Below are 25,130 nucleotides of genomic sequence, written 5' to 3'. Positions count from 1 at the left end.
CGGGCCAGGTCGGGATGGCAAGGGAGCGGGCGGATTCACGACGTCGCGGGATCCGCAGGCCCCCCCTCCGATTCGCTCTTCCGAAAACACCGGAGCGGGGCTGGTGCGAATCCCCTTCTCCCACGGAGGGGAGAAGGGGGATCGCCCGGGCCTGCGAACGACCTCTCGACGGAACCTCGAAGGCTCAGAACGAGTTGACGAGCTGCTGGCTGCGGCTCGACATCGCCTTGGCCATCTTCCAGGTGTGGTAGTGCATGGCCATGTGGAAGACGTAGAAGAGGACCAGCCCCGGGCGGCGGTGGACCTTGATGAACCGCTTGAACCGCTTGCGGTACTCCTGGCGCAGCTCGGCCTCGGGGACGTTCTTCATGAGCCGGGCGAACAGGCCCAGGCCCTCGACCGCGCACTGCATCTCGGACAGGAACCAGCGCCGCGAGATCTTCCACCAGCGTTTCTTGCTGGTGATCCCGTAGTCGAAGTTGGGGTCGAGGAAGAGGGCGTCGGTCCGGTCGAAGTAGGCCTGGGGCTCGTACAGCCGGTTGAGGACCTCGAAGTAGCCCTCCAGCAGCTCCTCGCGCGACATCTTCAGCGGGATGACGTTGGTGCCGAATTCGGAGCGGTCGGCCGGGTCGAGCCGCCCTTCGGCCTCCAGCCGCGCGTGCAAGGGCGTCTTGGGGATGGCCGAGAGCATGCCGCTCATCGAGAACGAGATCCGGCTCTGCTGGATGAACTCCACCTGGCGGTCGAAGATGCCGGCGTCGTCGCTGTCGAAGCCCATGATCATGCCGCACCAGACCTCCATGCCGGCGTTCTGGATGCGGTGGACCTTCTCGAGAAGCGTCCCCCCCGAGCGGACGTTCTGGAACTTCTTGGTCTCGCGGAGCGAGTCCTCGCTGGGGCTCTCGATGCCGATGAACGTGGCGATGAAGTTGGCCTCGACCATCAGGTCCATCAGCTCGGCGTCGTCGGCCAGGTCGATCGACGCCTCGGTGAACAGGCTGAGGGGGTAGCCGTTCTGCCGCTGCCAGACGATGACCTCCCTGAGGACCTCCTTGATCGCCTTCTTGTTGCCGATGAGGTTGTCGTCGACGACGAACGCGATGCGCAGGCCCGTCTTGCGGATCGCCTCCAGCTCGGCGATGACCTGGGCGTTGGTCTTGATCCGGGGCCGGCGGCCGAACGTCACGATGATGTCGCAGAACTCGCACTGGAACGGGCAGCCGCGCGAGAACTGGATGCTGCCGAAGGCGTACTTCTTCATGTCGAGCATGTCGAAGCGGGGCGTCGGCACCTTCGACATGTCGGTCTTGTCGGCCTGCTCGTAGCGGTACTGGTGCAGGCCCTGCTTCCACTCCTTCAGGAACTGGGGCCAGGTCTCCTCGGCCTCGCCGATGAAGATCACGTCGGCCGGCTCGTCGTCGAAGTAGTCCTCCTGGACCGTGATCCAGGGGCCGCCGATCGCCACGAAACAGCCCCGCTCCTTCAGCTCGCCCAGGATCTCCTTCATGCGGAAGCGCTGGACGCTCATCCCCGTCATCGCGACGAGGTCGGCCTTCGCGCAGCGCTCGAAGTCGATCTCCTCGGCGTTCTCGTCGATCAGCGTGACCGTGTGCTCCTCGGGCGTCAACGCCGCCAGCAGCGGCAGGCAGGCGACCGGCAGGTTGGCCGCCTTCCCCATGAACGGCAGGAGGTGGTCCATTCCCCAGTAAGAAGGCTCGAACCGGGGATTGATGATGACGATGTCTGCCATATGATGCCTAACCCTCGATTTCCCAGGGACGGGTGATTCCGGGGGGTGCGCAACTACCCAAGAATGAACATACTAGTCAAGCCAGGAAAGCTTGCCCAGGGGCCGCCTAGGTTTTTCGGGTGGGCCTGGCGCGATTGCAGCGATGATCCGAGAGGCTCTACAATGAGCCTCGCCTTCGGCGCGACCTCGGCTTCCGGAAGACCGAGCCGATCCCCGAGCGGCCGGGACGGCGTCGTTGCGGCGGTCGACCAGCCGACATTCTTATACACGTTTCATGCCCAACCCCACCCATCTCTCCGAGGCACCGATTTCGGCCGCCGCAGACGCCCTCACCCCCCGATTCGACCCGCATCCGTGGTTCCCAGGCGGCCACGCCCAGACGATCGGCGGGCGGTATGTCGGGCCGGGCCGGATCGTTCTGGATTCGACCGAGCGGACGATCGACCTGCCGGACGGCGACCGGATCTGCGTGCTGGAATCGACGCCCCAGGGATGGGCCCCGGGAGCGCCGGCGGCCGTGCTGTTGCACGGGCTGGCGAGCACGGCGGAGGCCCCGTACATCCTGCGGATGGCGAGGCGGCTGGACGACCTGGGGGTCCGCGTCGTCCGGATGAACCTCCGGGGAGCGGGCCGCGGCTTCGGGCTGGCCCGGGGCTTCTACCACGCGGGCCGGACCGAGGACGTCCGCGCGGTCGTCGATCGGCTGGCCGAACGCGCCTCCAGGTCGCCGATCGCGGTCGTGGGCTTCTCGCTGGGGGCGAACCTGGCGCTCAAGCTGGCGGCCGAGGCGTCGCGCCCCTCGTACGACGGGGCCCCGATCGACGGCTTCGTGGCCGCGAACCCGCCGATCGACCTCTCCGCGTGCTGCCGGGCGATGCAGCACCGTCAAAACCGCCTGTACGACTGGAGCTTCGTCCGCTGGCTGCGCACCGAGGTGCGCAGGCTGCACGCCCGCTTCCCCGAACTCGGCCCCCCGGAGCTGGACGACGTTCGATCGGTCTACGACTTCGACGATCGCTACACGGCCCCTCGCAACGGCTTCGCCGACGCCGAGGACTACTACCGCCGCAACAGCGCCGGGCCGCTCGCCCCCGAGATCCGGATGCCCGGCCTGGTCGTCCACGCCGCCGACGACCCGTTCATCCCGGTTTCGGCTTTTGAAGGCGTGGCGTTCCCGCCCTACGTCCGCTTCGAGCTGCTGCCGCACGGCGGCCACCTCGGCTACATCGCCCGCCGCCCCTGGCGCGGCGACCGCCGCTGGCTCGAAACTCGCCTCGCCGCCTGGCTGGCGGAACGTTGGGGGCTGAACGTCGCCTGACTCGCCGCCCCCCCGTTCCACCACGGCCAGCGCATAGAAAAGCTATTTGATGTCCAGGACTTACGTTGGACAGCCTTGCAGGTTGGGCCCCGCCCACCGCTTCGAGGCCGGTGAAGGGGACGCACGGCACCCAACGAATGACATCGGCGGGCGCGGTGCCACCCTACGGGACTTGACGACAGGCCGAGTCGCGCAAAAATGCCCCGGCGGCGGGGGCATCCCGCGGAACTGTAGCGTCTTGACCTGGGAGCGACATGCGCATCCTGGCGATCTCGGGGAGCCTCCGCGCGAGGTCTTCCAACACGGCGGCCTTGCAGGCGGCGGCGCGGTTGGCCCCGCGGGGCGTGGAGGTCGCGCTGTTCGAGGGGCTGGCGGGACTGCCCCACTTCAACCCGGACGTCGACGAGGCCGGGCCGCCGCCGACGGTCATCGAATGGCGGCGGCGGGTCGAGGCGTCCGACGGCCTGCTGATTTCCAGCCCCGAGTACGCGCGAGGCGTCGCCGGCGCGCTGAAGAACGCCCTCGACTGGCTCGTGAGCGACCCGGAGTTCTACGAGAAGCCCGTCGCCGTCATCAACGCGTCCCAGCGGTCGACCCACGCCGACGCCGGCCTGCGTCTGACCCTGACGACCATGTCCGGCCGGCTGATCGAGCCGGCCTCGATCACGCTCCCGCTCCTCGGCCGCAACCTCGACGCAGAGGGCATCCTCGCCGACCCCGCGTTATCCGCGCCGCTGGGCGACGCCATGCGCGCGTTCGCGTCCGCGATCGACGCGGTCCGGTCGACGCACCGATCTGGCTGAACGGGGTGCAAAGGGTCGAGGGGTTCAGGGCAGAGGGGGAAGCGTCCGCCTCCAGCGGCGACGGACGCCAGCTACGACGTGTCGACGGATCGAGCTTTCGGGCGTTGGAGAAACCGAAAAAGGCGGCGACTAATAGATCAATAAAATTTTATGTATTTATTATGAAACTATCTCAGAACCTCGCAATGCATTGGGCTGCCCCTTCGCATGCGCATCATGTTAGCATCAGGGCTGGTTCTGCGCGGCCCGGGTCCGCAGAGTTTCCTCGTTAGGCGGCGGAGGCCCTCTCGTGGACCGATGGCTTCTCGAACACGACTGCGATGAGGAGATCTACACGCTGCCTACGGCCGATGACACCGAGATCGAGCGGGTGGTCGGCATGTTCGACGGGCGGCGCACGTTCTATTGCTGCCTCTCCGACACCGGCGACGAAAGCTGCCTCTGGTGCGTCGGCGAGCCTGACCGGCGGCTCATCGAAGGGCGGCTCATCGAAGGGGGCAACGTCCGCCACTTCGTCCTCCGCCATCGGCTCGGCGGGGGCCGAGTCGCCGATCCGCTGCGACACGGTGCCGGTCCGGCCGATGTGGTCGAGGTCGCCCCGTCCGATGTGTTCACACCCGCGGAGGTTTTATCGATCTTCCGGGCCTTCCACCGTCGTAGGGAGATCCCGAGCGACTGCGAGGTGGTGGACGGCGTACGCCTCTTTGGAGCAAATTCATTCGGGGCCTAAATGGCCTCCTAACCTTCTCCTGGGAAGGAGCGTAGATGAGTGCATAAAACCACCTCTGCTCCGATTTCTGCACCAGGAGAAGCGCTCGAATGGGACGGAACCGTCCTCAGGATAAGCCCCTCGACACAATCTGGGAAATCGACGACGAACTCTGGCGCCGCATCGAAGCGATCCTCTCGGAAGATGCTCCGCCCACGCCGAAAGTTCATGGCGGACGCCCGCGAATCAATTGGCGAGCCGCCATTGACGGGATTATCTTCCGCCTCCGCACCGGATGCCGGTGGAATAAGCTCCCCGAGCGGTTTGGCGATGACAGTTCGATCCACCGCTGGTTCCAACGATGGTGCCGCAATGGCGTCTTTGAGCGCATCTGGGCCGTGCTCGTCGAGGCGTGCGACGAATTGGGCGCTGTGAGCTGGAAATGGCAAGCAGCGGACGGGCGGCTGGGCAAGGCCCGGTTCGGGGGGGAAGAGACGGGCCCGAACCCGACCGACCGGGCCAAGCCGGGGACGAAGCAGAGCCTGCTGGTCGAGGCCGACGGCGGCCCGCTAGCGGCCGTGATCGCCGGGGCAAACGTGCCGGATTTCAAGCTACTCGCCGAGACGCTCGAGGCGGTAGTCGTCGAGCGACCCGACCCGGGCGAAGTCGAGCAGCACGTGTGCCTGGACGCCGGCTACGACAACGAGCCGAGTCGTGAGGTCGTCGAGCGGCACAAGTACATCGGTCACATCCGTCCAGCCCGCCCGGGTCCCCGTCCGGGTCGGCGTCCCGGTCGCCGCAAGGCCCGGCGCTGGGTGGTGGAGAGGACGCTAGCGTGGCTGTCGAAGTGCCGGGCGTTGCTGGTCCGCTACGACAAACACGACGAGAACTACCTGGGGCTGATCCAACTGGACTGAAGCCTGTTATGGTACCGGCGACTTCACCGGATTAAGGCCTCATAACGGTTCTGAGATAGTTTCTATGTCGCGTGACGAGGCGAAAGTGAAGGCGTCCGTCGAAATACCGTATCATGACTGCATCGGCGGCAGGACCGACTGTCGAAACAAGTCGGTGAATGGGAACACCCCCGCCGACTTGAGTGCCGATTCCACCGCTTCACGCCGCCCAGTGCGGCAAGCTTGGACTTCGTCCTTCGTGATACCCAAGCACAATAACAGGCCAGCCTCGCATTCCCGGACTTTGAAACGAGCGTAATCACAGAACAGGAATGCGGCGATGGTTGAGCCGTCGGGGACAGCTGATCCAATATCCATGGTTTCGCCAGGATTCAATTCCACCTCGGTGGTGTATCGAGCCAGGCGACTGATGATGTTCGGCCCCCAGGCGACGTCGTCGCGGTGGCAGATCATCAGTTCGTAGCTGCCGAACCGGCTCGCGATTTGTTCGTCGCAACCGACCAACTCACAGGTCACAGCAACGACGCCGGGAAGGTGCGTGCGGAAGTAGACGACGTCCGCCGCCCCGCCCAGGTGGAATGGGATCATTGCGTGGCCGACGTTCTCGTCGGACTTCCCGAGAATGCCCTCGAGAGCGGCTATTCGGTCGTCCCACCACAAATTCCAGGCAGCATCCGAATCGTCGACCATAGCCGGGCCCTCACGCCTAACCTCATTTTAGGATATCGCTTACGACGAAACGACCGACTCGGCGAGCCTCTTCAGGCCATCGCGAACGCACGCTCGACCGTGAGGTCGAGGACGGCTCAGATATTTTCCATGAAGAGATGTCGAGTTGGGAGGCATTCCCTTCCGGGTTGTGGATCGGCCCTAAATCCTTACTGGATCAGCCTCGCGTCAGACATCCGGCCCTCGCGAAGCGTCGGGTCAAGGCGAGCGTGAGACGCTCACCACCAGCTGTCGACCAACGAGAGGACCAGACAGATGAGAAAATAGCCCCCCAGCGCCCGCCCCGCTCGGTCGATCCAGGCGGGCTCGGCTCGCCAGCGTGCTCCGGCCGCGAGGATGATCCAGGCCACGGCGACGGCCATTCCCTCATCCCAGGGGGGGTGGCTCAACCACTCGACCAGCTCGAACTGCAAGCTCGCCTCGCGCTCCTTCGCGTAGGCCATCACAAGGCTCAAGCCGGCCTCGAACCCCGTGGTACGTCATCGCGACGAGCGCGGCCAGGCACGCCGTGGCGCCGGGTTGGGTCATCAGCTTACGTCGCGGCGGCCGAGGGGGGAGAAGTCTCAAGGCCAGCAGCGTCGGCGCGGCCACGACGGAGAAGGGCAGGAGCCAGACCGCGAACCAGACGATGCGTTTCCGCCAGAGGACCCATCGGGGACTAAATGGATCGCCGATGGTGGCCCAGAGCCAAGCTTGATCGACCGACTCACCGATGTATCGGTGCAGCGCAAGGGCGCAAGCCAGCGCGGCGACCAGGACGACGGCGTCCATCAAGGTGAACCGTCGTCGCGGCCGCCCAGGCCGACTCAGGGCTGGAGGCTGGCTCGGGCCTGGGACGGAGGGGAGCTTCACACCCCGCGGGGGGAGCGGCCGCGCTCGGGGAGTTCGCCGCGGAGGAAGGCGGCGAGGGCGCGGGGGTCGTCGAGGTCGAGTTCGAAGGGGATCCACAGGCCGGTGGATTCGTCGAGCAGGGCGGCGTCGGTCTTGCCCTTGAGGGTGGTCTCGGGGCTGGTCCAGACGAGGTGGTCGTCCTCGTTGGTGAAGCCGTGGCCGTCCCACTGGCCGACGCCGCCGATCGCGGCGCGCAGGGCGGAGCGGACGGCGTAGACGGCGTCGATCGCCTCGGGGTGGTGGCGGATCGCCTCGGGGTAGATCCGGATCGCGTAGATCGCCCGGACGCTCTCCAGGAAGTCGCCCAGCCATCGCGAGGCCGAGGGGGGACCGCCCGACTCCAGGCTGTCGATGAACTCGGCCACCTCTTCGGCGCCGAGGGTGTTGGGGCCGACGGGGTTCAGCTCGACGGTCGCCCAGACGTCGTGGAGGTCTTCCGCCTGGGGCCCGATCGCCAGGTAGTTGCCCAGCATGCCCGGGTGGTCGACCGACCAGACCGCCCCGAAAGGGACGGCCCGTTGCAGTGCGGCGAGGGGGACGTCGCGATCATCGACGGTCAACAGGCGGAGATAATCACCCATCGGCCGACTCCGTCATCAAGTTCCCGACGCACGCTACCACGCCTTGCCTGGTGTGAAGTCGTTGAGGAGGGTCGGCTTCGGCCATGAGGCCCGCCGCGCCGGGACGGCCTGTCGTGGAGGCTTGCGATCGGAATCCCCTCAAGAAATACACTAGCAGCGCCCCATCGAGGATGCAAGGGACGAGGAAGACCCAGACGTCCGCCCCCAGGTCGGTCCGCCGCACCCATTCGCCGGCCGCGAGGCTCCCCAGGAACGAGGGCAGGCCCGTCGAGACGATCAGGAAAACCGCCTGCACGCTCGCACGATGCGTCGTGGGGGCCCGGCCGTCCAAAAACACCTGGCCGCCGATCGAAAAACAGGCGATCCCGACGCCCTGCAAGACCCCCACGCCCACCGCCAGCCAGAGCGGCGGCTGGGTCGCCAGGATCAAATATCGCAGGAACCACGCGCCCAAACCCAGGGCCATCGTCCCTTTATAGCCGAGTCGCCCCAGGAGCCAGGGCATCAAGGCCAGGGCGGCGACCTCGGGGACCTGGTTGATCGACACGGCCGTCGAGATCCAGGGCCTCGGCATGCCTCGCGCGGCGAGGTAACCCGGTACGACCTGGTAAGCCAGGGGGATCGTCAAAAAGACGCCGAAGGTGGTGATCAGGAAGACCCGAACGTCCTTCTCGCGCAGAAGTTCGATCCCCTTGCGGAGGTTCGCCCGGCCCGTGGTGTCGCCGGCCAGCGGGGGCGTGTTGGGGAGCGTCCCGCAGTAGACGGCCATCACCAGCGAGAGCGCCGCGGCCATCCAGAAGACCTCGTACATCCCCCCCGCGGCCGCCGTCCGACCGTTGTTCAGGACGAGCATCAGGCCGGAGACCAGCCAGCCGACGGCCATCCAGCCGACCGTCCCCCAGAGCCGCACCGAGGCGAACTCGCGGCGGGGGTCGTCCAGGTTGCGCATCGCCAGCGAGCTGCTCAGGCTGTGCGTGGGCATGATGATCGAGAAGTAGAGCAGGAACACCAGGAAGAGCGGGATCCCCCCGGCGATCCAGCCCGACGCCAGCGCCGCCAGCAGCAGCGTGCCGGCCGAATAGGCGAGCACGAGGAACGTCTGGGTCGGCATCAGCCGGTCCACGAGCTGGCCCGCGCCCAGCGGCAGCAGGGTCGCGGCGAGGGCCTGCGACGCGAAGATCAGCCCGCGCCCCCGGCCGTCGACCCCGAGTTCCCCGAGGTGGACCCCCAGGAGCGGCCAGAAGGCCCCCTGGACGGCGTACAAGAGGGCCATCATCACCGACAGCCGCCAGCGCCCGCGCGTCTTCATCGCCGCTCCGTTCCGGTCGTCCCGCTGCCCCCGTCGGCCGGCCCGACTCTACCAGAGACGCGCGGGGCGGCCCAAGGCCACTTGCCGCGATGCAAGGATGGCGCTCGCCGATTCTCTACTTGTTGACCGCCTGCATCGAGTGGGCGGGATAGCGGTCGCCGGAGGCCGACCCCGCGGGGAGCAGCTCGTCGATCTTCCTCAGCTCGTCGGCCGTGAGGGCGACGTCCACCGCGCCGAGGTTGTCTTCGAGGTAGCCCATCCGCTTGGTCCCCGGGATCGGCACGACGTCGTCCCCCTGGGCCAGGACCCAGGCCAGGGCGATCTGGCTGGGCGTGCAGCCCCGTGAGGCCGCCAGGTCCTCGATGACCCTCACGAGGTCCAGGTTCTTCTGGAAGTTCTCGCCCTGGAACCGGGGCGAGTTGCGCCGGAAGTCGTCGGCGGCGAGGTCGTCGGGCGCCTTGAACCGGCCGGTCAGGAAGCCGCGGCCGAGCGGGCTGTAGGCGACGAAGCCGATCCCCAGGGCCCGGACGGTGGGGAGGATCTCCAGCTCGGGCTCGCGGCTCCAGAGCGAGTACTCGGTCTGCAAGGCCGCGATCGGGTGCACGGCCGCCGCCCGCTTGATGGTCTCGGTGGCGGCCTCCGAGAGGCCGAGGTGGCGCACCTTGCCGGCCTGCACCAGCTCGGCCATCGCCCCCACGGTCTCCTCGATGGGGACCTTGGTGTCGACCCGGTGCTGGTAGTAGAGGTCGATGTGGTCGACCCCCAGCCGCCCGAGCGAGGCGTCGCAGCATTCCTTGACGTAGGCCGCGTCGCCGCGGACGCCCAGGAACTCGCCGTTGGGGCCGCGGACGTTGCCGAACTTCGTCGCCAGCACGACCCGGTCGCGACGGTCGGCGATCGCCTTGCCGACGAGGACCTCGTTCCGCCCCGAGCCGTACATGTCGGCCGTGTCCAGGAAATCGCCGCCCGCGTCCAGGAACCGATGGATCACCCGGATCGACTCGGCGTCGTCCTGGCTCCGGGGGTCGTAGAATTCGCTCATCCCCATGCAGCCCAGCCCCGGGGCGTGCACGTCCAGCCCGCCCAGCTTGTGGAGCGGCGGTTCTCGGCGAGTTCCCTGCGTCATGAGTCGGCGTCCCCGGTGTCGGGCGGGCGGGGCCCACGCCCGCGCGTCGAGCCCCCGTCCCTGTTCGTTCGTCCGGTAGAGTATAGAATCGAGGACAAGGTCCCCAGGGATCCCCCCTCCTCCCCTGGTGGGAGAAGGTGGCCCGAAGGGCCGGATGAGGGGGACCCCATGGGGGCCTCGGACTTCGAGGCCGGCGCGGCGCTCGGACGGGGAAAGCTCGCGACGGATGGCGAGCCCCTCATCCGGCCTCCGGCCACCTTCTCCCACGAGGGGGGAAGGACGATCGCCGGACGCCCGGCCCCGCCCACTTCGAGGACGCCATGATCTGCCGCGTGCTCCCGTACCACGTCGCCGAAGGGCCGACGAACATGGCGATCGACGAGGCGCTCCTGGACCTCGTCGCGCGCGACCCGTCGGCGGCCTGGTTCCGCACGTACGGCTGGTCGACGCCCACCCTCAGCCTCGGCTACTTCCAGCGCCGGGCCGAGGCGGAGGCGGAGCCCCGCTGGCGGTCCGCCGCCCGGGTCCGCCGCGCGACCGGCGGGGGGGCGATCTGGCATGAACATGAACTCACGTTCGCCGTCGTCATCCCGACGACGCACCCCCTGGCGCGGCCGAGCACGGCGCTCTACCGCGCGGTGCACCGGGCGACGGCCGACGTCCTCGCCGCGCACGGCGTCGACGCCCGGCGTCACGCCGACGCGCGCCCCGACGAGGCGGGCCCGCCCCCCGCGCACCCGTTCCTCTGCTTCGCCGGCCGCGACGGCGAGGACCTCGTCGCGGGCGGCGTCAAGCTCGTCGGCAGCGCCCAGCGGAGGAGGGCGGGGGCCGTCCTCCAGCACAGCTCGCTGCTGCTCCGCCGCGCCGGGGCCGTCCCCGAACTCGCCGGCGCGGCCGACCTGGCCGACGTCCCGGACGACCCGCGGACGTGGGCCGAGCGGCTCGTCGGCCCGCTCGTCGGGGCTCTCGGCATGCGGCCCGTCGCCGCCGATTGGCCCGCGGGGTTCTGGCCGGGCGTCGCGGCGATCGAGCGCGACGTCTACCGCAACCCCGAATGGTACTCGAAACGCTGAGACGACGCGGCGTCCTCGACCGGGGGGGGAGGTCGGAGGGCCATCGGCCTCGACGCATGGGCCTTGGCCGTCCGGTGCCGGGACACGGCCTCGAAGGTCCATTCCGCGCGGCGGCGATACCAGTTCTCCGCCGCGTGATATTCCCCGGCGCGTCGGGCGCGCCGCGCCAGGTCGTCGAGGCGCCGGGGCGAGCGGAGCGCCTCGGCCGCGCGATCCGCCGAGGCTTCGAGGTCGCCCTTCGGCAGGGGGACGACCGCGGCGTCCTCGGCCGCCCGCTCGCGGACGTATTCGATGTCCCAGGCGATCAGGGGGAGGCCCGCGGCGAAGCCGTCGAAGATCATCCGCGGCGTGTCCTCGGCCAGCGGCGTGAACAGCAGGCCGTCGTACCCGGCCAGGGTCCGCAGCAATTCCGGGCCGTAGGACGCCCGGCCCAGGAAGCGGACGACCCCGGCCAGGCCCGATTCGGCCGCCAGGCGCTCGAGGGCCGCAAGCTCGGGGCCGTCGCCGATGACGTCGAACTCGACCGCCACGCCCCGGTCGCGCAGCCGCCTGATCAGGTGGATGCTCTGGTCGATCCCCTTGCGGCGGACCAGGCGGCCGCAATAGACGAGCCGTCGGACCTCGCCCGCCGTCAGGCCCTCCAACCGCCTCTCGAGGGTCGGCTCCGGGACGACGTCGGCGGCCGAGTGGGACGTGTCCTGGAAGCAGCGTGCGTTCCGGGCCGACTCGCCGTACCGCCGGATCAACGTCGAGCCCTTCAAAAGGCTCAGGTCGGCGAGCCGCACGCCGCGACGGCACATCCGCTCGTAGAAGCGGCCGTAGGTCCAGGCCTTGGCGACCTCCTTCGGCCCCCGGCCCGCGGCGAGTTCGCCCATCTGCAGGACGATGTCGGTGTCCTGCACGAAGAGGGTCGGCCGTTCGCCGCGGACCCCCTCCAGGAAGCCGTCGTAGCAGATCGGCCGGTAGACGTCGTCCAGGGCGGCGTGCACGACGTCGGCGGCCGGCACGTGCTCGCGCAGGTCGGCCAGCCACCGCCGGCGATCCTTCAACCAGTAGTCCCGGGCGCGGCCGCGGGGATCGAACGAGCCGGTCAGCCGGATGCCGTCGTTCGCCTCCGTCAACTCCTGCAACGACTGTTCGACGCTCGAGGCGTCGGCCGGCAGGGACGGGGCCAGCACGACGATCGTGCCGTAGCGTCCCTGGAGAGAGTCTCTCAGCAATTCCAACGAGCGGTGCCATTCCGTGGTCACCATCCGACGATCGCCGGCGGTGTAGATCGGGACGTGGATCGGTAAGAAGTACATCACCGGTCTCGCGAAGAGATGTCGTCATACCGTCTACCATCGACGGCTTTAGGCATCCATGAATCTATCCGCTGCCTCTATCATTAAAGGTACTTCCTGAATCGTCAAGCATTGTTCAAGGAAAGGGGATTTTCAAAGACAAAACGTTGTGAACCCATGCCACATTTGGGTGTAAATTTCCAGCGCTTCATTAACCTGCCCCTGGCTGTTCTATGGTCTCATGGCCAGAAAAATGGCCGGCGTGGACGAGATTTTTTTAGAAAGCCGTCAGCCTTCTTAGGATGACACCGCCCGACGTCCTCCCCCTCGCATGATCAGTCACTTGACGTAACCCTTTGATAAGTCGTGCGGGACGAAGTCTCGTGTGATTCCGCCGGGGTGCCGCAGTTCGCCCGCCGATCGGCAAACCGTGTTGAACACGCTTGGGGTGGCCTGGGTATCCTGGATTCACGCCGGATGCGGGCCTCGCCCATGCACGAACGGAATTTCGTCGGTCGCCGCGATCGACGACGTGGGGCTCGGCCGCCGGGGCGGAGACGGGGGTGGAGAGATGTTCCTGGCCGCGGTGATCCAGACGTCGTCGACGACCGACGTCGAACGCAACCTGGCCGAGATCGAGGCCCTCGTGGCGCGGGCGGCGGGCTACGGGGCGAAGTTCGTCGGCACGCCCGAGAACGCCAATTTCCTGGGCCCGGCCGAGGAGAAGGTCGGCCGCGCCGAGGCGCTCGACGGCCCGACCTGCTCGCGGCTCGCGGAACTCGCCCGGCGTCATACGGTTTACCTGCTCCTGGGCTCGTTCAACGAGCGCGGGGCGACGCCCGGGCGGTGCCGGAACACGAGCGTCCTGTTCGGGCCCGACGGCTCGCGGCTGGCGACCTATCGCAAGATCCACCTGTTCGACGTCGACCATTCGGACGCCGTGCGCGCGATGGAGTCGCGGACGATCGAGCCGGGCGACGAGGAGGTCGTGGCCGAGACGGCGCTCGGTCGGTTCGGGCTGAGCGTCTGCTACGACCTGCGGTTCGGCGACCAGTACCGCCGGCTCGTGCGCCGGGGCGCCGAGATGCTCTGCGTCCCGGCCGCGTTCACGATGCGGACCGGCCGCGACCACTGGTCCGAGCTGCTGCGGGCCCGGGCGATCGAGTGCCAGGCCTACGTGCTCGCCCCCGCCCAGTTCGGCCGCCACGGCGACTCCGAGCTGCGCGAGAGCTACGGCCGGGCCATGATCGTCGACCCCTGGGGCGTCGTCCTCGCCACCGCCGCCGACGGCCCCTCGGGCCTGGCCCTGGCCGAGATCGACCTGGCGCGCGTCGCCGAGATCCGCCGCGCGATCCCGGTCGGGGCGTACGACCCGGCGTGACGACCGGGACCGACGGGACGCCCGTCGGACTCGCCCAGGTAGGCCCGTTGACCGACCGGTCGCCGGCCCCTCCTCTCGCGGAGGAGAGGAGGGGGGGCGGAGCCGGATGCGGCGGGATCAGGCCTTGCGCAGGGCCTCGGCGCGCTTGGCGGCGACGTCCTTGACGCAGGCGAGGGGGGCGCACTTGGCGAGGGCGTCGTAGAGGCCGGCGGCGGCCTTGCCCTGGCCCTGGGCGGCGAGGGTCTCGGCCGAGCGGAAGAGGCCCTCGACGACGGCGGCCTGGGCGACGGCCTGGGCCTTCGGCAGGGCGTCTTCGAGCGCCTTGGCGGCGGCCAGGGTGCCGATCTCGCCGAGCGTCTTGGCGGCGATGACGGCGACCTGGACGTCGGCGTCGGCCAGCTTGGGGATCAGGATCGGCACGGCCTTGACGTCGCGGCGGACGCCCAGGCTGGCGATCGCGCCGACGAGCGGCCGGCCCGTGGCCTCGGCGACGGCGGCGCGGAGGGCGTCGTCGACGGCGGGGTCGGGGATCGGCTCGATGGCGTAGCGGGCCATGTCGGCCAGCTCCTCGTCCCTGAGCAGGGGGGCGACGACCGGCAGGCAGCCGCGGTCGCCGACCTGGGCCAGGACGCGGAGGGCGTCGGCCTTGTCCTTGCGGGTGGCGTCGGCCTTCTTGAGGACCTCGACCAGCTCGTCCTGCGTCTGCCGCTTGCGGTTGCCCGCCGACTGCGACGCCTTCTGGGCGAGGGCCGACGACGAGGCGGCCAGGAGCGCGGCCCCGGCGAGAACGACGGCTTTCGTCTTCATATCAAAGTTCCTCGTCGGGTGATGTTAGATGATCCAGGGGGCGCGCTGGGCCCGCGTGAGGAAGCGGTTCGCCTCGGCGTCGCCGACGAACTCCTCGCGGACCGGGTCGAAGTGGACGTCGCGGCGGAGCCACATGCAGACGTTGGCCGCGTGCACGGTGCTCATCGTGCGGTGCATGACCTCGGGGTTGGCGACGGTCCAGCGGCGGGTCTTGACGCAGTCGAAGAAGTCGCGGACGTGGTTCATCGGCCGCTTGGTCTGCTCGACGTACTCGGCCAGCAGCCGCTCGCCCTCGGCCAGCAGGGCCGGCGACGAGACGTCGGGCTTGGCGTAGCCGTCGGCGCACGAGGCGGAGCCCTCGTCGCCCTCGAAGGTCATCCCGCACGAGCCCTTCCAGCCCTCGCGCTGGAGGATCATCTTCACGCCGGAGGCGAAGGTGGCGACCATGCCGTCGCCGCTGACGTTCTTGACGTAGGTGTACTCGATCGCCGAGGTGTCCAGGGCGTCGATGCCGGCCTGGCTCTGGGCGAACGTGTGGGCGCCCCACTCGCCGATGCAGCTGGTGTGGAAGTCGTAGTGGCCGCGCCAGCCGCCCTTGACGTAGCCGCTGTTGTACGGCCGCCAGGGGCAGCCGCCCAGCCAGGCGTCCCAGTTGACGTCGTCCTTCGACGGCTGGGGCTCCTCGGGGAGCCAGGCGTGGCTGAGGTCGGCCGAGTCCCACGGGGCGATGTGGGCGCGGGCGGTGTGGACCTTGCCGAGCTTGCCCGAGCGGGCCAGCTCGATGATCATCCGGAACGGGCCCTCGCTGAGCCGCTGGGTGCCGGTCTGATACACCCGGCCGTAGCGCTTGGCCGCGTCGACCACGGCGCGGCCCTCGGCGACGGTCATGCTCGACGGCTTCTCGGAGTAGACGTCCTTGCCCAGCCGCATGGCGCGGATGGCGGCCTGGGCGTGCCAGCGGTCGCCGGTGGCGAGCAGGACGGCGTCGATGTCGGGCCGGGTGGCGAGCATCTCCTCGAAGTCGGCGTAGGTCTTGCAGTCCTGGTCGCCGTTCTTCTTGTCGATCTTGGCCTTCACCTCCTCGCGACGGCTCTTCTGCACGTCGGCGATGGCGACGAACCGGACGTCGGGCTCGGGGCTCATCCAGTCGAGCACGAACTGGCCGCGGGGGCCCAGGCCGACGCCCGCCATGGTGATCCGCTCGCTGGGGGCGACGGCGCCGTCGCGGCCCAGGGCCGAGGCCGGCACGATCGTCGGGACGGCGAACGCCGCGCCGGCCAGGGCCGCCGTCTTGATGCAGTCGCGCCGGGTCGGGCCCTTCGCGGCCGAGCCTTCGGCGGTCGAAACGGGTTCCGTCATCGTGGCTTCTCCCTCTCTCTGGGGATGTCCGGGCGAGCCCCCGGTGTGCCGTCTGGTCCGCCCGCCGCCCGTGTCGTCGCCGTCGCACGGCCGCCGGGCGTCGGTCGGCCGATCGCAGGGGAGGAGGAAGCTCGCACGCGAAGGTAGGAGGTCGACCCGCCGCTAGGCGAGCCTCGCGCCATCATGCCCGTGCCCGAGGCGCGAAGCAAGGAGCGAGTCGGGGGAAGTGAGACCGCCCCGCGCCGACGCCTCCGAACCCCCGCCGCCGGGTGGTTACAAGACCTCGCCCCTGGGCCCGGGGCCGGGGTCCGGGAATTCCGGGATGGGGACGAGCCGGATCGTGACGGGCCTGGGATCCTCGCGAAGGGCCTCGTGGGAGACGCCGCTCTCGCTCATCAGGTTCCCGTACCTGGCCGCGAGGAAGACCCGGCCCTCGGGCAGGCCGTCGAGCCGGAAGCGGCCGGAGGCGTCGGTCCGCGTGAAATGCGGCCGCAGGCCGCTCGCCTGCACGTCCTCGACCACGGCCCCCCCGAGCGGCTTGCCGTCCACGTCGACCACCGTCCCGACCACCGACCCGCCCGGCGCCAGCACGACGGCGGGGAATTCCAGGGCGGCGTCGCGCCGGACGTCGAGAGGTTCCGTGTCGACCGCGACGAAGCCCTCCCCGGAAATCGAGAGTTCCAGGGCGTGAGGCGCGGAGCCCCCGCTCGTCTCGGGGATGCAGTCGAATCGATAGCGGCCCTGCGCGTCGGTCCGCGTGCGGCAATGCTCCGACGCGGTCATCGAACGGTGCGTCGAGCCCCCGAGCCTCCAGACGTAGACGACTTCCACCAGGGCGCCGGGCACGGGCCCGCCCGAGCGGTCGACGACCGTCCCGAAGGTCTCAGGGAGGACCGCGGGCTGGACGTCCGGCAGGGCGACGTGGACGACCAACCGGCCGCCTTCCAGGCGCGGGTCGAACCGGCCTCCGGCCACGTCCTCGAAGGTCGCGCACCGGCCATCCTGGTCGGTCAGCCGATACCTCGCACCCTCGCCTTCGAGCCGATCGACGCTCCGGACCGCCTCGGGTCGGAACTGGTCGTCCCACCGGATCAGGAAGGCGGACGGGGAGGACGTCCAGTCGCCGGGACCCTCCACCGAACCCTTGACCTCGCCTCGAGAGCGGGACAGGGCGACCCGCGCCTCGCCGGCCCCGTCCGCCACGGCGTGGGCGACCCCCGTATAGATCGAACCCCGGGCGGCAGATCGGCCGTCGCCGGCCCAGGCGAGCCGGAACCGCCAGTCGGCCCCCCGCCGGACGACGTAGTCCTTTCGCACGACCGGCGCGTCGTCGGAGACGGCGAACGGACGAAGGCCCAGGATCTCGCCCGGCACGTAGTAACCGGGCGGGGGGGAGATCCTGGTCAGTTGGGAGTGGCCTAGGGGCAGGGTCACGAAGTAGGCGCCGTCGGGGCCCGATCGGCCCTCCTTCTCGACGAAGCCGCCCGCGCCCGAATCGGACGTGGAGACCTGGATCGTGGCGCCGGCGACCGGCTCCCCGGTCTCCTCGTCGACGACCCGGCCGGCCATCTGGTACTTCACGGCGGGCCTGGGTTCGACGGCTTCCTGAGTCGGGTCCGGCCCCTCGCCGGCCGCAGTCGGTTTCCAGGCCCACATGCCGCCGGCCAGGACGAGGAAGGCGGCCGACGCGACGACGAGTTTCTGGGTCCGCATGGTCCGCAAGGCTCCTCGGCTCAAGGACAGGACGGATGCAGGGACTCCGGCCCCGAGGGCCGGCGCGACGAGGCACGCAATGCGGGCCGTCTCGGTGGCGAGGGCTCCCGGGACGGCCGCGCCGGGAAGCGTGACCGAGCCCAGGGCCGGGTCGAAGCCTCGGCGTTCGAGACGATCCCGCAGCCGAAGCTTCGCCCGCTTCAGGCGAATGCTGAGCGTCCCCAGCGGACAGCCCAGACGGCGGGCGGCGGCCTCGTAGGTGAGGCCCTGGAGGTGGCACAGGACGATCGGGTCGCGATACCGAGCGGGGAGGCGGTCGACCTCCTCGATCAACATCGTCACGGCGTCGTCCGGCTCAGTCGGATCGTAGGCGGTGGGGGCCGCCTCTCTGGCGCGGGACTCGTGGGCCCGGCGACGGGCCGCGTTCGCCCGGGCCCTCACGGCCACGCGGCGGGCGACGCCGAACAGCCAGGACGCCAGCGAGCCCCGACGCCGGACGCTCGCCGCCCGGCAGGCCAGGACCAGGAACGTCGCCTGGAACGCGTCCTCGGCGTCGGCGTCCGAGCCGGCGACGGCCCGGCAGACGTCGTGGACCATCGCCGCGTGCCGCGCCAGGATCGCCTCGAAGGCCGCCTGGGCCCCGTCGCCCCGGTCGAGGAACCGCCCCAGCAGCTCCGCGTCGTCCAGCCCGCTCAGGGTGCCCGCTTCGTACAGGGTCTGGATCGAGCGGACCAGCCCTTCGCGATTCCATCCGGCCATCTCTGCCCTCCTGGATCGTTGAGACGCGGAATAGTGCCCCGAAGGCGGCCGGCGCTTTCAACCGAGGGCGGAATTCCCGAGGGTTCGCCGCGCTCGCAACGGGCGCGGGGACGCGGTATCGTGACACGGACGTGCCCGCCGCCCGACCGAAGCCCACGCCCGAGACTCCACGATGAGCACCGACACGCCCCCCGTCGAGCCCGAGGCCGCCGACGCCCTGCCCGAGATCGCCCCCGTCCCGGCGGTCGAGCCGACGGCCCGGCTGGACTCGATCGACGCCTATCGCGGGCTGGTGATGTTCCTGATGATGGCCGAGGTGCTCCGCTTCGGGGCGATGGCCCGGAACTTCCCGGGGAGCGACGTCTGGCGGTTCCTCGCCGACCAGCAGGACCACGTCGAGTGGATCGGCTGCGTCGCCCACGACATGATCCAGCCCTCGTTCTCGTTCCTGGTCGGCGTCGCCCTGCCGTTCTCGATCGCCTCGCGGATGGCCAAGGGCCAGTCGAAGGGCCTGATGACGGCCCACGCCCTCTGGCGGGCCCTCGTCCTGATCCTGCTCGGCGTCTTCCTGCGCTCGGTCGGCCGGCCCCAGACCTACTGGACGTTCGAGGACACGCTCTCGCAGATCGGCCTGGGATATCCGCTCCTGTTCCTGCTGGGGTGGCAGTCGCGGAAGGTGCAGGGGATCGCCCTGACGGCCTTGCTCGTGGGCTACTGGCTGCTGTTCGCGGCCTATCCCACGCCCGGCGAGGGGTTCGACTACGTCGCCCACGGCGTGCGGGCCGACTGGCCGCACCTCATGAACGGGTTCCAGGCCCACTGGAACAAGAACAGCAACCCGGCCTGGGCCTTCGACACCTGGTTCCTGAACCTCTTCCCCCGGGAGAAGCCGTTCCTCTACAACGGCGGCGGCTACGCGACGATCAGCTTCATCCCGACGCTCGCCACCATGATCCTGGGCCTCCTCGCCGGCGGGGTCCTCAAGGAGCGGCGCACGCCCTGGTCGAAGATCGGCCTGCTGGCCGCCGCCGGGGTCGTCGCCGCGGCCGTCGGCTGGGGCCTCGGGGCCGCCGGCCTCTGCCCGGTCGTCAAGCGGATCTGGACCCCCTCGTGGACGCTCTACTCGGGCGGGATCTGCTTCCTGCTGCTCGCCGGGTTCTACTTCGTCATGGACGTCCTGGGCTGGAAGGCCTGGGCCTTCCCCCTGCGCGTGATCGGCATGAACTCGATCGCCGCCTACTGCCTGGCCCACCTCGTCGAGGACTTCCTCGTGGCCGGCTTCCACACCCATCTCGGCCCCGACGTCTTCAAAGTCTTCGGCGCGCCCTACGAGCCCTTCGTCCAGGGCGTCGCGACCCTGCTGGCCCTCTGGCTGATCCTGCTCTGGATGTACCGCCGACGGCTCTTCCTGAGGGTCTAGGAAGAATAAACGGGCTTGGCCCTGGGTTTGCTAAACGGTATGCTGTCCTAGAACCACCCAGAGGACGCGACCGCTACAAATTTTCCAAGCTACTCCTTTTACCCATGTTGTAGACTTACCCTCGAGCGTCTCTGCGGGCGGCGGGATGAGCGAGCGACCTGGGCGCGAGACGATTGTGATGGACATCCGGAGGAAGACGACCATGCGGTTTCGAATGAGCTTGGCGATGGCGGCCTGTCTGCTGACGGCGGCCCAGACGGCTTCGGCGTGCGGGACGTGCCACAAGACGCCCTGCGTGATCGCCCAGCCGGCCTACCAGTGCGTGACGGAACTCGTCCCGTACACGGTCTACAAGAAGCAGTGGCATACGGAGTATGACACGGTCACGAAGACGGTGATGGAGCGGATCCCGGTCACGAACTACGTCGAGCGGCAGCGGGTCGTCTGCAAGCCGATCTACGACACGGTCGAGGTCCCGGTCCAGCGGGTCGTCTGCAAGCCGATCCACGAGACCGACTACGTCACCCAGAACTACACCGTCTGCCGTCCGGTCCAGACGACGCAGCAGGTGCAGTCGTGCGAGTATGTGCCGTCGACCGAGTACGTCACGGTGCCGGTGAAGAAGTGCTTCCTGCACCACAAGTCGGCCTGCGGCGAGTGCAAGACGGTCGCCAAGACGACCTACACGGCGGTCCCGACGGTCAAGGACGTGGTCGTCACCCAGATCGTCCGCGAGACCCAGACGCGGCAGGTGCCGGTGACCCGGACCCGCTACGTCCAGGAAGTCGTCAACGACGTCAAGCGGGTGACCCACAAGCGGATGGTGCAGGAGGTCGTGACCGACCGCGTGCCGGTCGTCACGTGGACCTGCCAGCCCCGCGTCGTGACCAAGCAGGTCCCCCGCAAGGTCTGCGAGCAGGTCGCCGTCACGGCGTACAAGAAGGTCAACCGGATGGTCCCGGTGACCTACGCCCCGGTCGAGTACGCCGCCCCGGCCGTCGCCCCCTCGACCCAGGCCATCATCCCCTCGATGCAGGCCATCGGCGCCCCGTCGAAGCAGGGCTGATCGCAACGACCTTCGCGGACGGATCCGCCCCCTGAACACGAGACGGAGTCGGCCCGCACCGGCTCCGTCTTCGCGTTTCGAAAGGCTCGACGCCGCCGAAGGATCAACCCGGCCGCGGCGACAACCGCGCCACGAACCCGCCGTCGCGGGGGATCCGGACCTTCAAGGGGGTCCCGGACGCCACTCGCTCGCGGCGGCGGGACAGGGCCGTCGGCCCGCCGGTCGGCTCGTCGAGCCAGAGGTCGGCTTCGTGCGGACCCTTGAGGAAGCCCAGGTCGAGGGCCGGCTCGCGTCCCTCGACGGCCGTCATGCCGCCGAGATACCAGGCGTCGCCCTTGCGCCTCGCCACCACGAGGCAGCGGCCGAACTCGGCGTGGAGGACCCGCGTCTCGTCCCAGCTCGTGGGGACGTCCCTCAGGAAATCGAGGCCGGGCTGGCCGCGATAGGCCGCGGGCGTATCGGCGGTCATCGGCAGGGGATCGAGGTAGACGACGTACATCGCGAGCTGGTGGCCGCGCGTGCCCTGGACCAGCGGCGCCTCGTTGCGGAACTTGAAGTCCTCGGGCAGGACGTTCCTCATCCCGCCGTGGTGGTAGTCGAGGGGCCCCGCGATCATGCGGATGAAGGCGACGTCCAGGTTGTGGGAAGGGGGCGTCCCGCGGCTGCCGTCGGCGGACCACTTGTTGTATTCCTGGTTGAGCGCCGCCTCGTAATTCAGGACGTTCGGCCAGGTCCGCTCCATGCCGGTCGGCTTGTAGGCCCCGTGCAGCGTCAGGGTCAGGTGGCGGCGGGCGGCCTTCTCGGCCATCTCGTGGTAGAACCGGACCATCTCCTGGTCGTCGCGGTCCATGAAGTCGACCATCACCCCCTCGACGCCCCAGCGCTCGTAGGTCGCGAACGCCTCGTCGATCTGGGGCCGGAGCGCGCGCCAGTGGAGCCAGAGCCGCAGCCGCACGCCCTTCTCGCGGGCGTACCGGAGCAGCTCGGGCATGTCGATGGACGGCGCCGATCTGGTGACGTCGGTCGGCCCGTCGGGCTGGATGGGCCCGCCGTACCAGGCGACGTCCAGGCCGTCGAGCGAGTGGTAGGGGATGCCCTGCTCGGCGCAGAAGTCGATGTAGGCCTTCATCGTCGCCGTGTCGACGCCCGGCCGCGGCCCCGCACCGCCGGGGGCGTATCCGTTCCACCAGGGGAACGTGGTCTTGCCGGGCCGGATCCACGAGGTATCGGCGATCGCCGGCGGGTCGCTCAGGTGGAAGATCAGGTTCGATTCCAGGAGCCGGCCGGGATCGTCGGCGACCATGAGGATCCGCCAGGGCGACTCGTGCGGGGCCTTGCCGACGACCTTCGCGCCGTCGCGACGCCCGGGGAGCGGGGAGAGCCGGGCCCGGAACGTCCCCGGCGCCGAGGCGTCGCCCGCGAGGTAGAGCCCGGCGTAGTCGGTCAGGTCGGCCTCGGTCACGGCGATCCAGGCCGTCCCCGGACGCTCGAGGAGCAGGGGTAGGCCGATCAGGCGGTCGGGCCCGACGGCCGAGGCCGGCACGGCCTCGTAGTACTTCTCATAAGGCGTCGTGAAGGAGTCGAGGGGCAGGGCGTGGGCCGTCGGCGCGCCGGGGAAGGCGATCCGGGTCAGCTCGTCGACGATCACGAAGTCGCCGATCGGCCCGCCTTCGGGGATCCGGTAGCGAAAGGCGACCCCGTCGTCGAAGGCCCGGAACTCGACGTCGAGACGCCTGGCCGGGGCGGCGGACTCCACCAGGGAGAGGATCACCGCGTTGTGGCGGTCGCGGGCCGACGACGCCTTGCCGACGGGGATGGCGTAGGTCTCGTCGACCACCCGTCGCCGCTCCCCGACGATCCGCAGGCCCCGGGCGAGCGGGCCGGAGCCCGCGAGATCCAGCCCGAGCGAGCCTTCGGCGATAGGGACGCCGCGGAAGGCGACGTCGAAGGCGGGCGGGCCTTCCCCGCCGACCCGGACCCTGACCGTGAGTCGCCCGTCGGGAGACCTCAGCTCGATCGGGTCCGTGCGGGCCGCCGCCGGCAGGCCGATCGTCAGGGCGAGGAGGAACGTCCAGCGGGTCCGAACGGCCATGACGGCCTCCGCGAGGTGTGCCGACGAGGTGGGGACCGATCAGCCCGCGGCCTCGGCCTTGCGGTTGCGGTAGAGCGAGGGGTCGACGGCGTCGACCATGGCGTCGACGTCGAGGCGGCCGCCGAAGAAGGCGTTGATCCGCTCGGACTGGGCGCGGGGCTCGGCGACGAGGTCGTGGTGGCGGACGAACAGGACGTGCATGTTCGGCTGCTTCTCGAGCCAGGCGTAGAGGCGGTCGAGGTGCTGGGTGAAGGCGCGCTTGATCTCGTCGCGGGGGGCCGAGGGCCGGCCGAGGCGGGCGAGCATCTTCTCCTGGGAGGTCAGCATCTCGTCGAAGTCGCGCTGCATGAAGACGACGCGGTACGTCTCCGAGGCCGGCAGGTCGTACAGGAGCTGCGAGACCATCTTGAAGACCTTGCCGCGGGTCTCGGGGATCCACGAGACGTCGTCCTTGATCTTCTTGACGACCTCGAACTCGTAGTAGCCGCGGGGGTTGTCCACGTCGGGCGTGCGCTGGCCGTCGGAGACGGCCTCGATCCCGCCCTTGTCGAGCATCTGCATCATCAGCGACGTGCCCGAGCGCGGCAGGCCCGAGACGACCACGATCTCCTCGTCCCGGTCCCTCACCGTTTCCGCATTCATGTCCGACGACCTCCCTGAGAAATCCATGTCCGGCTGGATTTTAGCGAGTCGTCGGCGATCGAGACATACGAATCGGCCGCGGTCAGCCGGCGAACCGCCTGAGGATCAAGGCCGTGTTCTGGCCGCCGAAGCCGAAGCTGTTGGACAGGACGGCGTCGATCCGCCGCTCGCGGGCCTGGTGGGGGATGTAGTCGAGGTCGCAGGCGGGATCCGGGGTCTCCAGGTTGATCGTCGGCGGCAGGACGCCGTCGCGGAGGGCGAGCAGGCAGGCGACGGCCTCGACGGCGCCGCCGGCGGAGACCAGGTGGCCGGTCATGCTCTTGGTGCTGGAGATCGGCATCGCGTACGCCCGGTCGCCGAACACCTTCTTGATCGCCAGGGTCTCGATCGAGTCGTTCGAGGGCGTGCTGGTGCCGTGGGCGTTGATGTAGTCGATGTCGGACGGGTCCAGGCCGGCGTCGTCGAGGGCGATCCGCATGGCGGCGACGGCCCCGCGGCCCTCGTCGTGGCTGTCGGTCAGGCGGAAGGCGTCGGCCGTCGAGCCGTGGCCGGCGACCTCGCCGTAGATCACCGCGCCGCGGGCCCGGGCGTGCTCCAGCTCTTCCAGGACGAGGACGCCGCCCCCTTCGCCCAGGACGAAGCCGTCGCGGTCGCGGTCGAAAGGCCGGCTGGCGCGGGCGGGGTCGTCGTTGCGGGTGGACATCGCGGTCAGGAGGATGAAGCCCGTCACGCCCAGGGGGTGGATCATCGAGTGCGCGCCCCCCGCCAGGACGACGTCGAGCACGCCGCGGCGGATGAACTCGCTGGCCTCGCCGATCGCCTGGGCGCTGGCGGCGCAGGCCGTCTGGCAGGTCATGTTCGCGCCCCGGGCGCCGAAGACCGACGCCAGGTGCCCGGCCGCGTTGCCCGGCTCCTGGTCGGCCTCGCGGACCGGGTGCAGGGAGTGCCGGCCCATGCGGGTGAAGGCCGCGGTGTCGACCTTGCCCGACTTGCTGGAGCCGTGGACCAGCTCGACGAACCGGCCGAAGTCCTGCTGGCCCTCGCCCGAGCCCAGGTAGACGCCGAACCGCGACGGGTCGACCTCGGACGTCTCCAGCCCCGCGTGCGCCACGGCCTGCGTCGCGGCGGCCAGGGCGAACTGCGACGTCCGGCTGTGGTCGCGCCAGCGATCCGCGTCGGTGCGGTAGGCCCCCAGGTCGAAGCGGGGGACCTCGGCCGCGATCCTCGTCGCGAACGTCCCGGCGTCGAACAGGGTGATCGGCCCCACGCCCCCCTTGCCCTCGCAGAGCGCCGTCCAGGACGACTCGACGTCCCCGCCGACCGGCGTGATCATCCCCATCCCCGTGACCACAACCCGTCGCCGCATCGCGAGGCCCTCCGCCCAGGAACCACCTTCATCGCG

Annotated in this window: 21 protein-coding genes; 8 read left to right on the top strand and 13 right to left on the bottom strand. The window is 69.6% G+C overall.

The features are described 5' to 3' along the window. Positions 1 to 184: 184 nt before the first annotated feature. Positions 185 to 1,750: a B12-binding domain-containing radical SAM protein gene (locus tag PZE19_RS16355; protein WP_277861707.1), complete on the bottom strand. Its 1,566-nt coding sequence runs from the start codon at positions 1,748 to 1,750 to the stop codon at positions 185 to 187. Between the two features lie 235 nt (positions 1,751 to 1,985). On the opposite strand from PZE19_RS16355, the gene PZE19_RS16350 reads away from it, so the two are divergent. From PZE19_RS16350 to PZE19_RS16335, 4 genes are all read left to right on the top strand, one after another. Continuing rightward, positions 1,986 to 3,068 (top strand): YheT family hydrolase, encoded by a 1,083-nt coding sequence (locus tag PZE19_RS16350; protein WP_277861706.1) that lies wholly within the window; start codon positions 1,986 to 1,988, stop codon positions 3,066 to 3,068. A gap of 254 nt (positions 3,069 to 3,322) precedes the next feature. Then, positions 3,323 to 3,871, top strand: coding sequence for an NADPH-dependent FMN reductase (locus PZE19_RS16345; protein ID WP_277861705.1), 549 nt, complete (start codon positions 3,323 to 3,325; stop codon positions 3,869 to 3,871). 289 nt (positions 3,872 to 4,160) lie between these two features. Next, a complete protein-coding gene (locus PZE19_RS16340; RefSeq protein WP_277861336.1) occupies positions 4,161 to 4,601 on the top strand; it encodes a hypothetical protein in 441 nt (146 codons plus the stop codon). A gap of 137 nt (positions 4,602 to 4,738) precedes the next feature. Then, positions 4,739 to 5,497: an IS5 family transposase gene (locus PZE19_RS16335; RefSeq protein WP_277864358.1), complete on the top strand. Its 759-nt coding sequence runs from the start codon at positions 4,739 to 4,741 to the stop codon at positions 5,495 to 5,497. A 111-nt stretch (positions 5,498 to 5,608) separates the two neighbouring features. Here the strand turns inward: PZE19_RS16335 and PZE19_RS16330 are convergent, their stop codons facing one another. The 5 genes from PZE19_RS16330 to PZE19_RS16310 form a co-directional block, all read right to left on the bottom strand. Further along, a complete protein-coding gene (locus tag PZE19_RS16330) occupies positions 5,609 to 6,187 on the bottom strand; it encodes a suppressor of fused domain protein (protein ID WP_277861704.1) in 579 nt (192 codons plus the stop codon). Positions 6,188 to 6,444: 257 nt separating this feature from the next. Beyond that, complete coding sequence (locus tag PZE19_RS16325) at positions 6,445 to 6,681, bottom strand: hypothetical protein (RefSeq protein WP_277861703.1); 237 nt, start codon at positions 6,679 to 6,681, stop codon at positions 6,445 to 6,447. A gap of 393 nt (positions 6,682 to 7,074) precedes the next feature. Then, a complete protein-coding gene (locus PZE19_RS16320) occupies positions 7,075 to 7,698 on the bottom strand; it encodes a hypothetical protein (RefSeq protein ID WP_277861702.1) in 624 nt (207 codons plus the stop codon). Further along, complete coding sequence (locus PZE19_RS16315) at positions 7,691 to 9,007, bottom strand: MFS transporter (protein ID WP_277861701.1); 1,317 nt, start codon at positions 9,005 to 9,007, stop codon at positions 7,691 to 7,693. Before PZE19_RS16315 ends, PZE19_RS16320 begins: the two co-directional genes overlap by 8 nt. Positions 9,008 to 9,122: 115 nt before the next feature. Beyond that, positions 9,123 to 10,133, bottom strand: coding sequence for an aldo/keto reductase (locus PZE19_RS16310; RefSeq protein WP_277861700.1), 1,011 nt, complete (start codon positions 10,131 to 10,133; stop codon positions 9,123 to 9,125). A gap of 320 nt (positions 10,134 to 10,453) precedes the next feature. On the opposite strand from PZE19_RS16310, the gene PZE19_RS16305 reads away from it, so the two are divergent. Then, entirely contained in the window at positions 10,454 to 11,206 is a 753-nt protein-coding gene (locus PZE19_RS16305; RefSeq protein ID WP_277861699.1) for a lipoate--protein ligase family protein, read from the top strand. Here the strand turns inward: PZE19_RS16305 and PZE19_RS16300 are convergent. Next, a complete protein-coding gene (locus tag PZE19_RS16300; protein WP_277861698.1) occupies positions 11,173 to 12,510 on the bottom strand; it encodes a glycosyltransferase in 1,338 nt (445 codons plus the stop codon). The genes PZE19_RS16305 and PZE19_RS16300 overlap by 34 nt on opposite strands. A 550-nt stretch (positions 12,511 to 13,060) precedes the next feature. Here PZE19_RS16300 and PZE19_RS16295 point away from each other — a divergent pair. Then, a complete protein-coding gene (locus PZE19_RS16295) occupies positions 13,061 to 13,870 on the top strand; it encodes a carbon-nitrogen hydrolase family protein (protein WP_277861697.1) in 810 nt (269 codons plus the stop codon). Between the two features lie 117 nt (positions 13,871 to 13,987). On the opposite strand, the gene PZE19_RS16290 is transcribed toward PZE19_RS16295, so the two are convergent. The 3 genes from PZE19_RS16290 to PZE19_RS16280 all read right to left on the bottom strand — a co-directional run bounded on the left by PZE19_RS16290 (position 13,988) and on the right by PZE19_RS16280 (position 18,508). Then, positions 13,988 to 14,677: a HEAT repeat domain-containing protein gene (locus tag PZE19_RS16290; RefSeq protein WP_277861696.1), complete on the bottom strand. Its 690-nt coding sequence runs from the start codon at positions 14,675 to 14,677 to the stop codon at positions 13,988 to 13,990. A 24-nt stretch (positions 14,678 to 14,701) separates the two neighbouring features. After that, positions 14,702 to 16,036 (bottom strand): Gfo/Idh/MocA family protein, encoded by a 1,335-nt coding sequence (locus tag PZE19_RS16285; protein WP_277861695.1) that lies wholly within the window; start codon positions 16,034 to 16,036, stop codon positions 14,702 to 14,704. A gap of 273 nt (positions 16,037 to 16,309) precedes the next feature. Continuing rightward, positions 16,310 to 18,508 (bottom strand): sigma-70 family RNA polymerase sigma factor, encoded by a 2,199-nt coding sequence (locus PZE19_RS16280; RefSeq protein WP_277861694.1) that lies wholly within the window; start codon positions 18,506 to 18,508, stop codon positions 16,310 to 16,312. A 172-nt stretch (positions 18,509 to 18,680) separates the two neighbouring features. Here PZE19_RS16280 and PZE19_RS16275 point away from each other — a divergent pair, with 172 nt between their 5' ends. Continuing rightward, complete coding sequence (locus PZE19_RS16275) at positions 18,681 to 19,928, top strand: acyltransferase family protein (RefSeq protein WP_277861693.1); 1,248 nt, start codon at positions 18,681 to 18,683, stop codon at positions 19,926 to 19,928. Between the two features lie 202 nt (positions 19,929 to 20,130). Continuing rightward, the gene (locus PZE19_RS16270; RefSeq protein ID WP_277861692.1) at positions 20,131 to 20,994 is read left to right on the top strand and encodes a hypothetical protein; all 864 of its coding nucleotides are present in this window, start codon (positions 20,131 to 20,133) and stop codon (positions 20,992 to 20,994) included. A gap of 103 nt (positions 20,995 to 21,097) precedes the next feature. Here the strand turns inward: PZE19_RS16270 and PZE19_RS16265 are convergent, their stop codons facing one another. From PZE19_RS16265 to fabF, 3 genes are all read right to left on the bottom strand, one after another. Continuing rightward, positions 21,098 to 23,086, bottom strand: coding sequence for a glycoside hydrolase family 97 protein (locus PZE19_RS16265; protein ID WP_277861691.1), 1,989 nt, complete (start codon positions 23,084 to 23,086; stop codon positions 21,098 to 21,100). A 39-nt stretch (positions 23,087 to 23,125) separates the two neighbouring features. Further along, positions 23,126 to 23,728, bottom strand: coding sequence for a sulfotransferase family protein (locus PZE19_RS16260; RefSeq protein ID WP_277861690.1), 603 nt, complete (start codon positions 23,726 to 23,728; stop codon positions 23,126 to 23,128). An 82-nt stretch (positions 23,729 to 23,810) separates the two neighbouring features. Further along, complete coding sequence (gene fabF, locus PZE19_RS16255) at positions 23,811 to 25,094, bottom strand: beta-ketoacyl-ACP synthase II (RefSeq protein ID WP_277861689.1); 1,284 nt, start codon at positions 25,092 to 25,094, stop codon at positions 23,811 to 23,813. Between the last annotated feature and the right edge of the window lie 36 nt (positions 25,095 to 25,130).

The organism is Paludisphaera mucosa, assembly GCF_029589435.1.
Classification (GTDB): Bacteria; Planctomycetota; Planctomycetia; order Isosphaerales; family Isosphaeraceae; genus Paludisphaera; species Paludisphaera mucosa.
The sequence above is the reverse complement of the archived record's forward strand: the minus strand, read 5'-3'. Positions and strand labels throughout refer to the sequence as shown.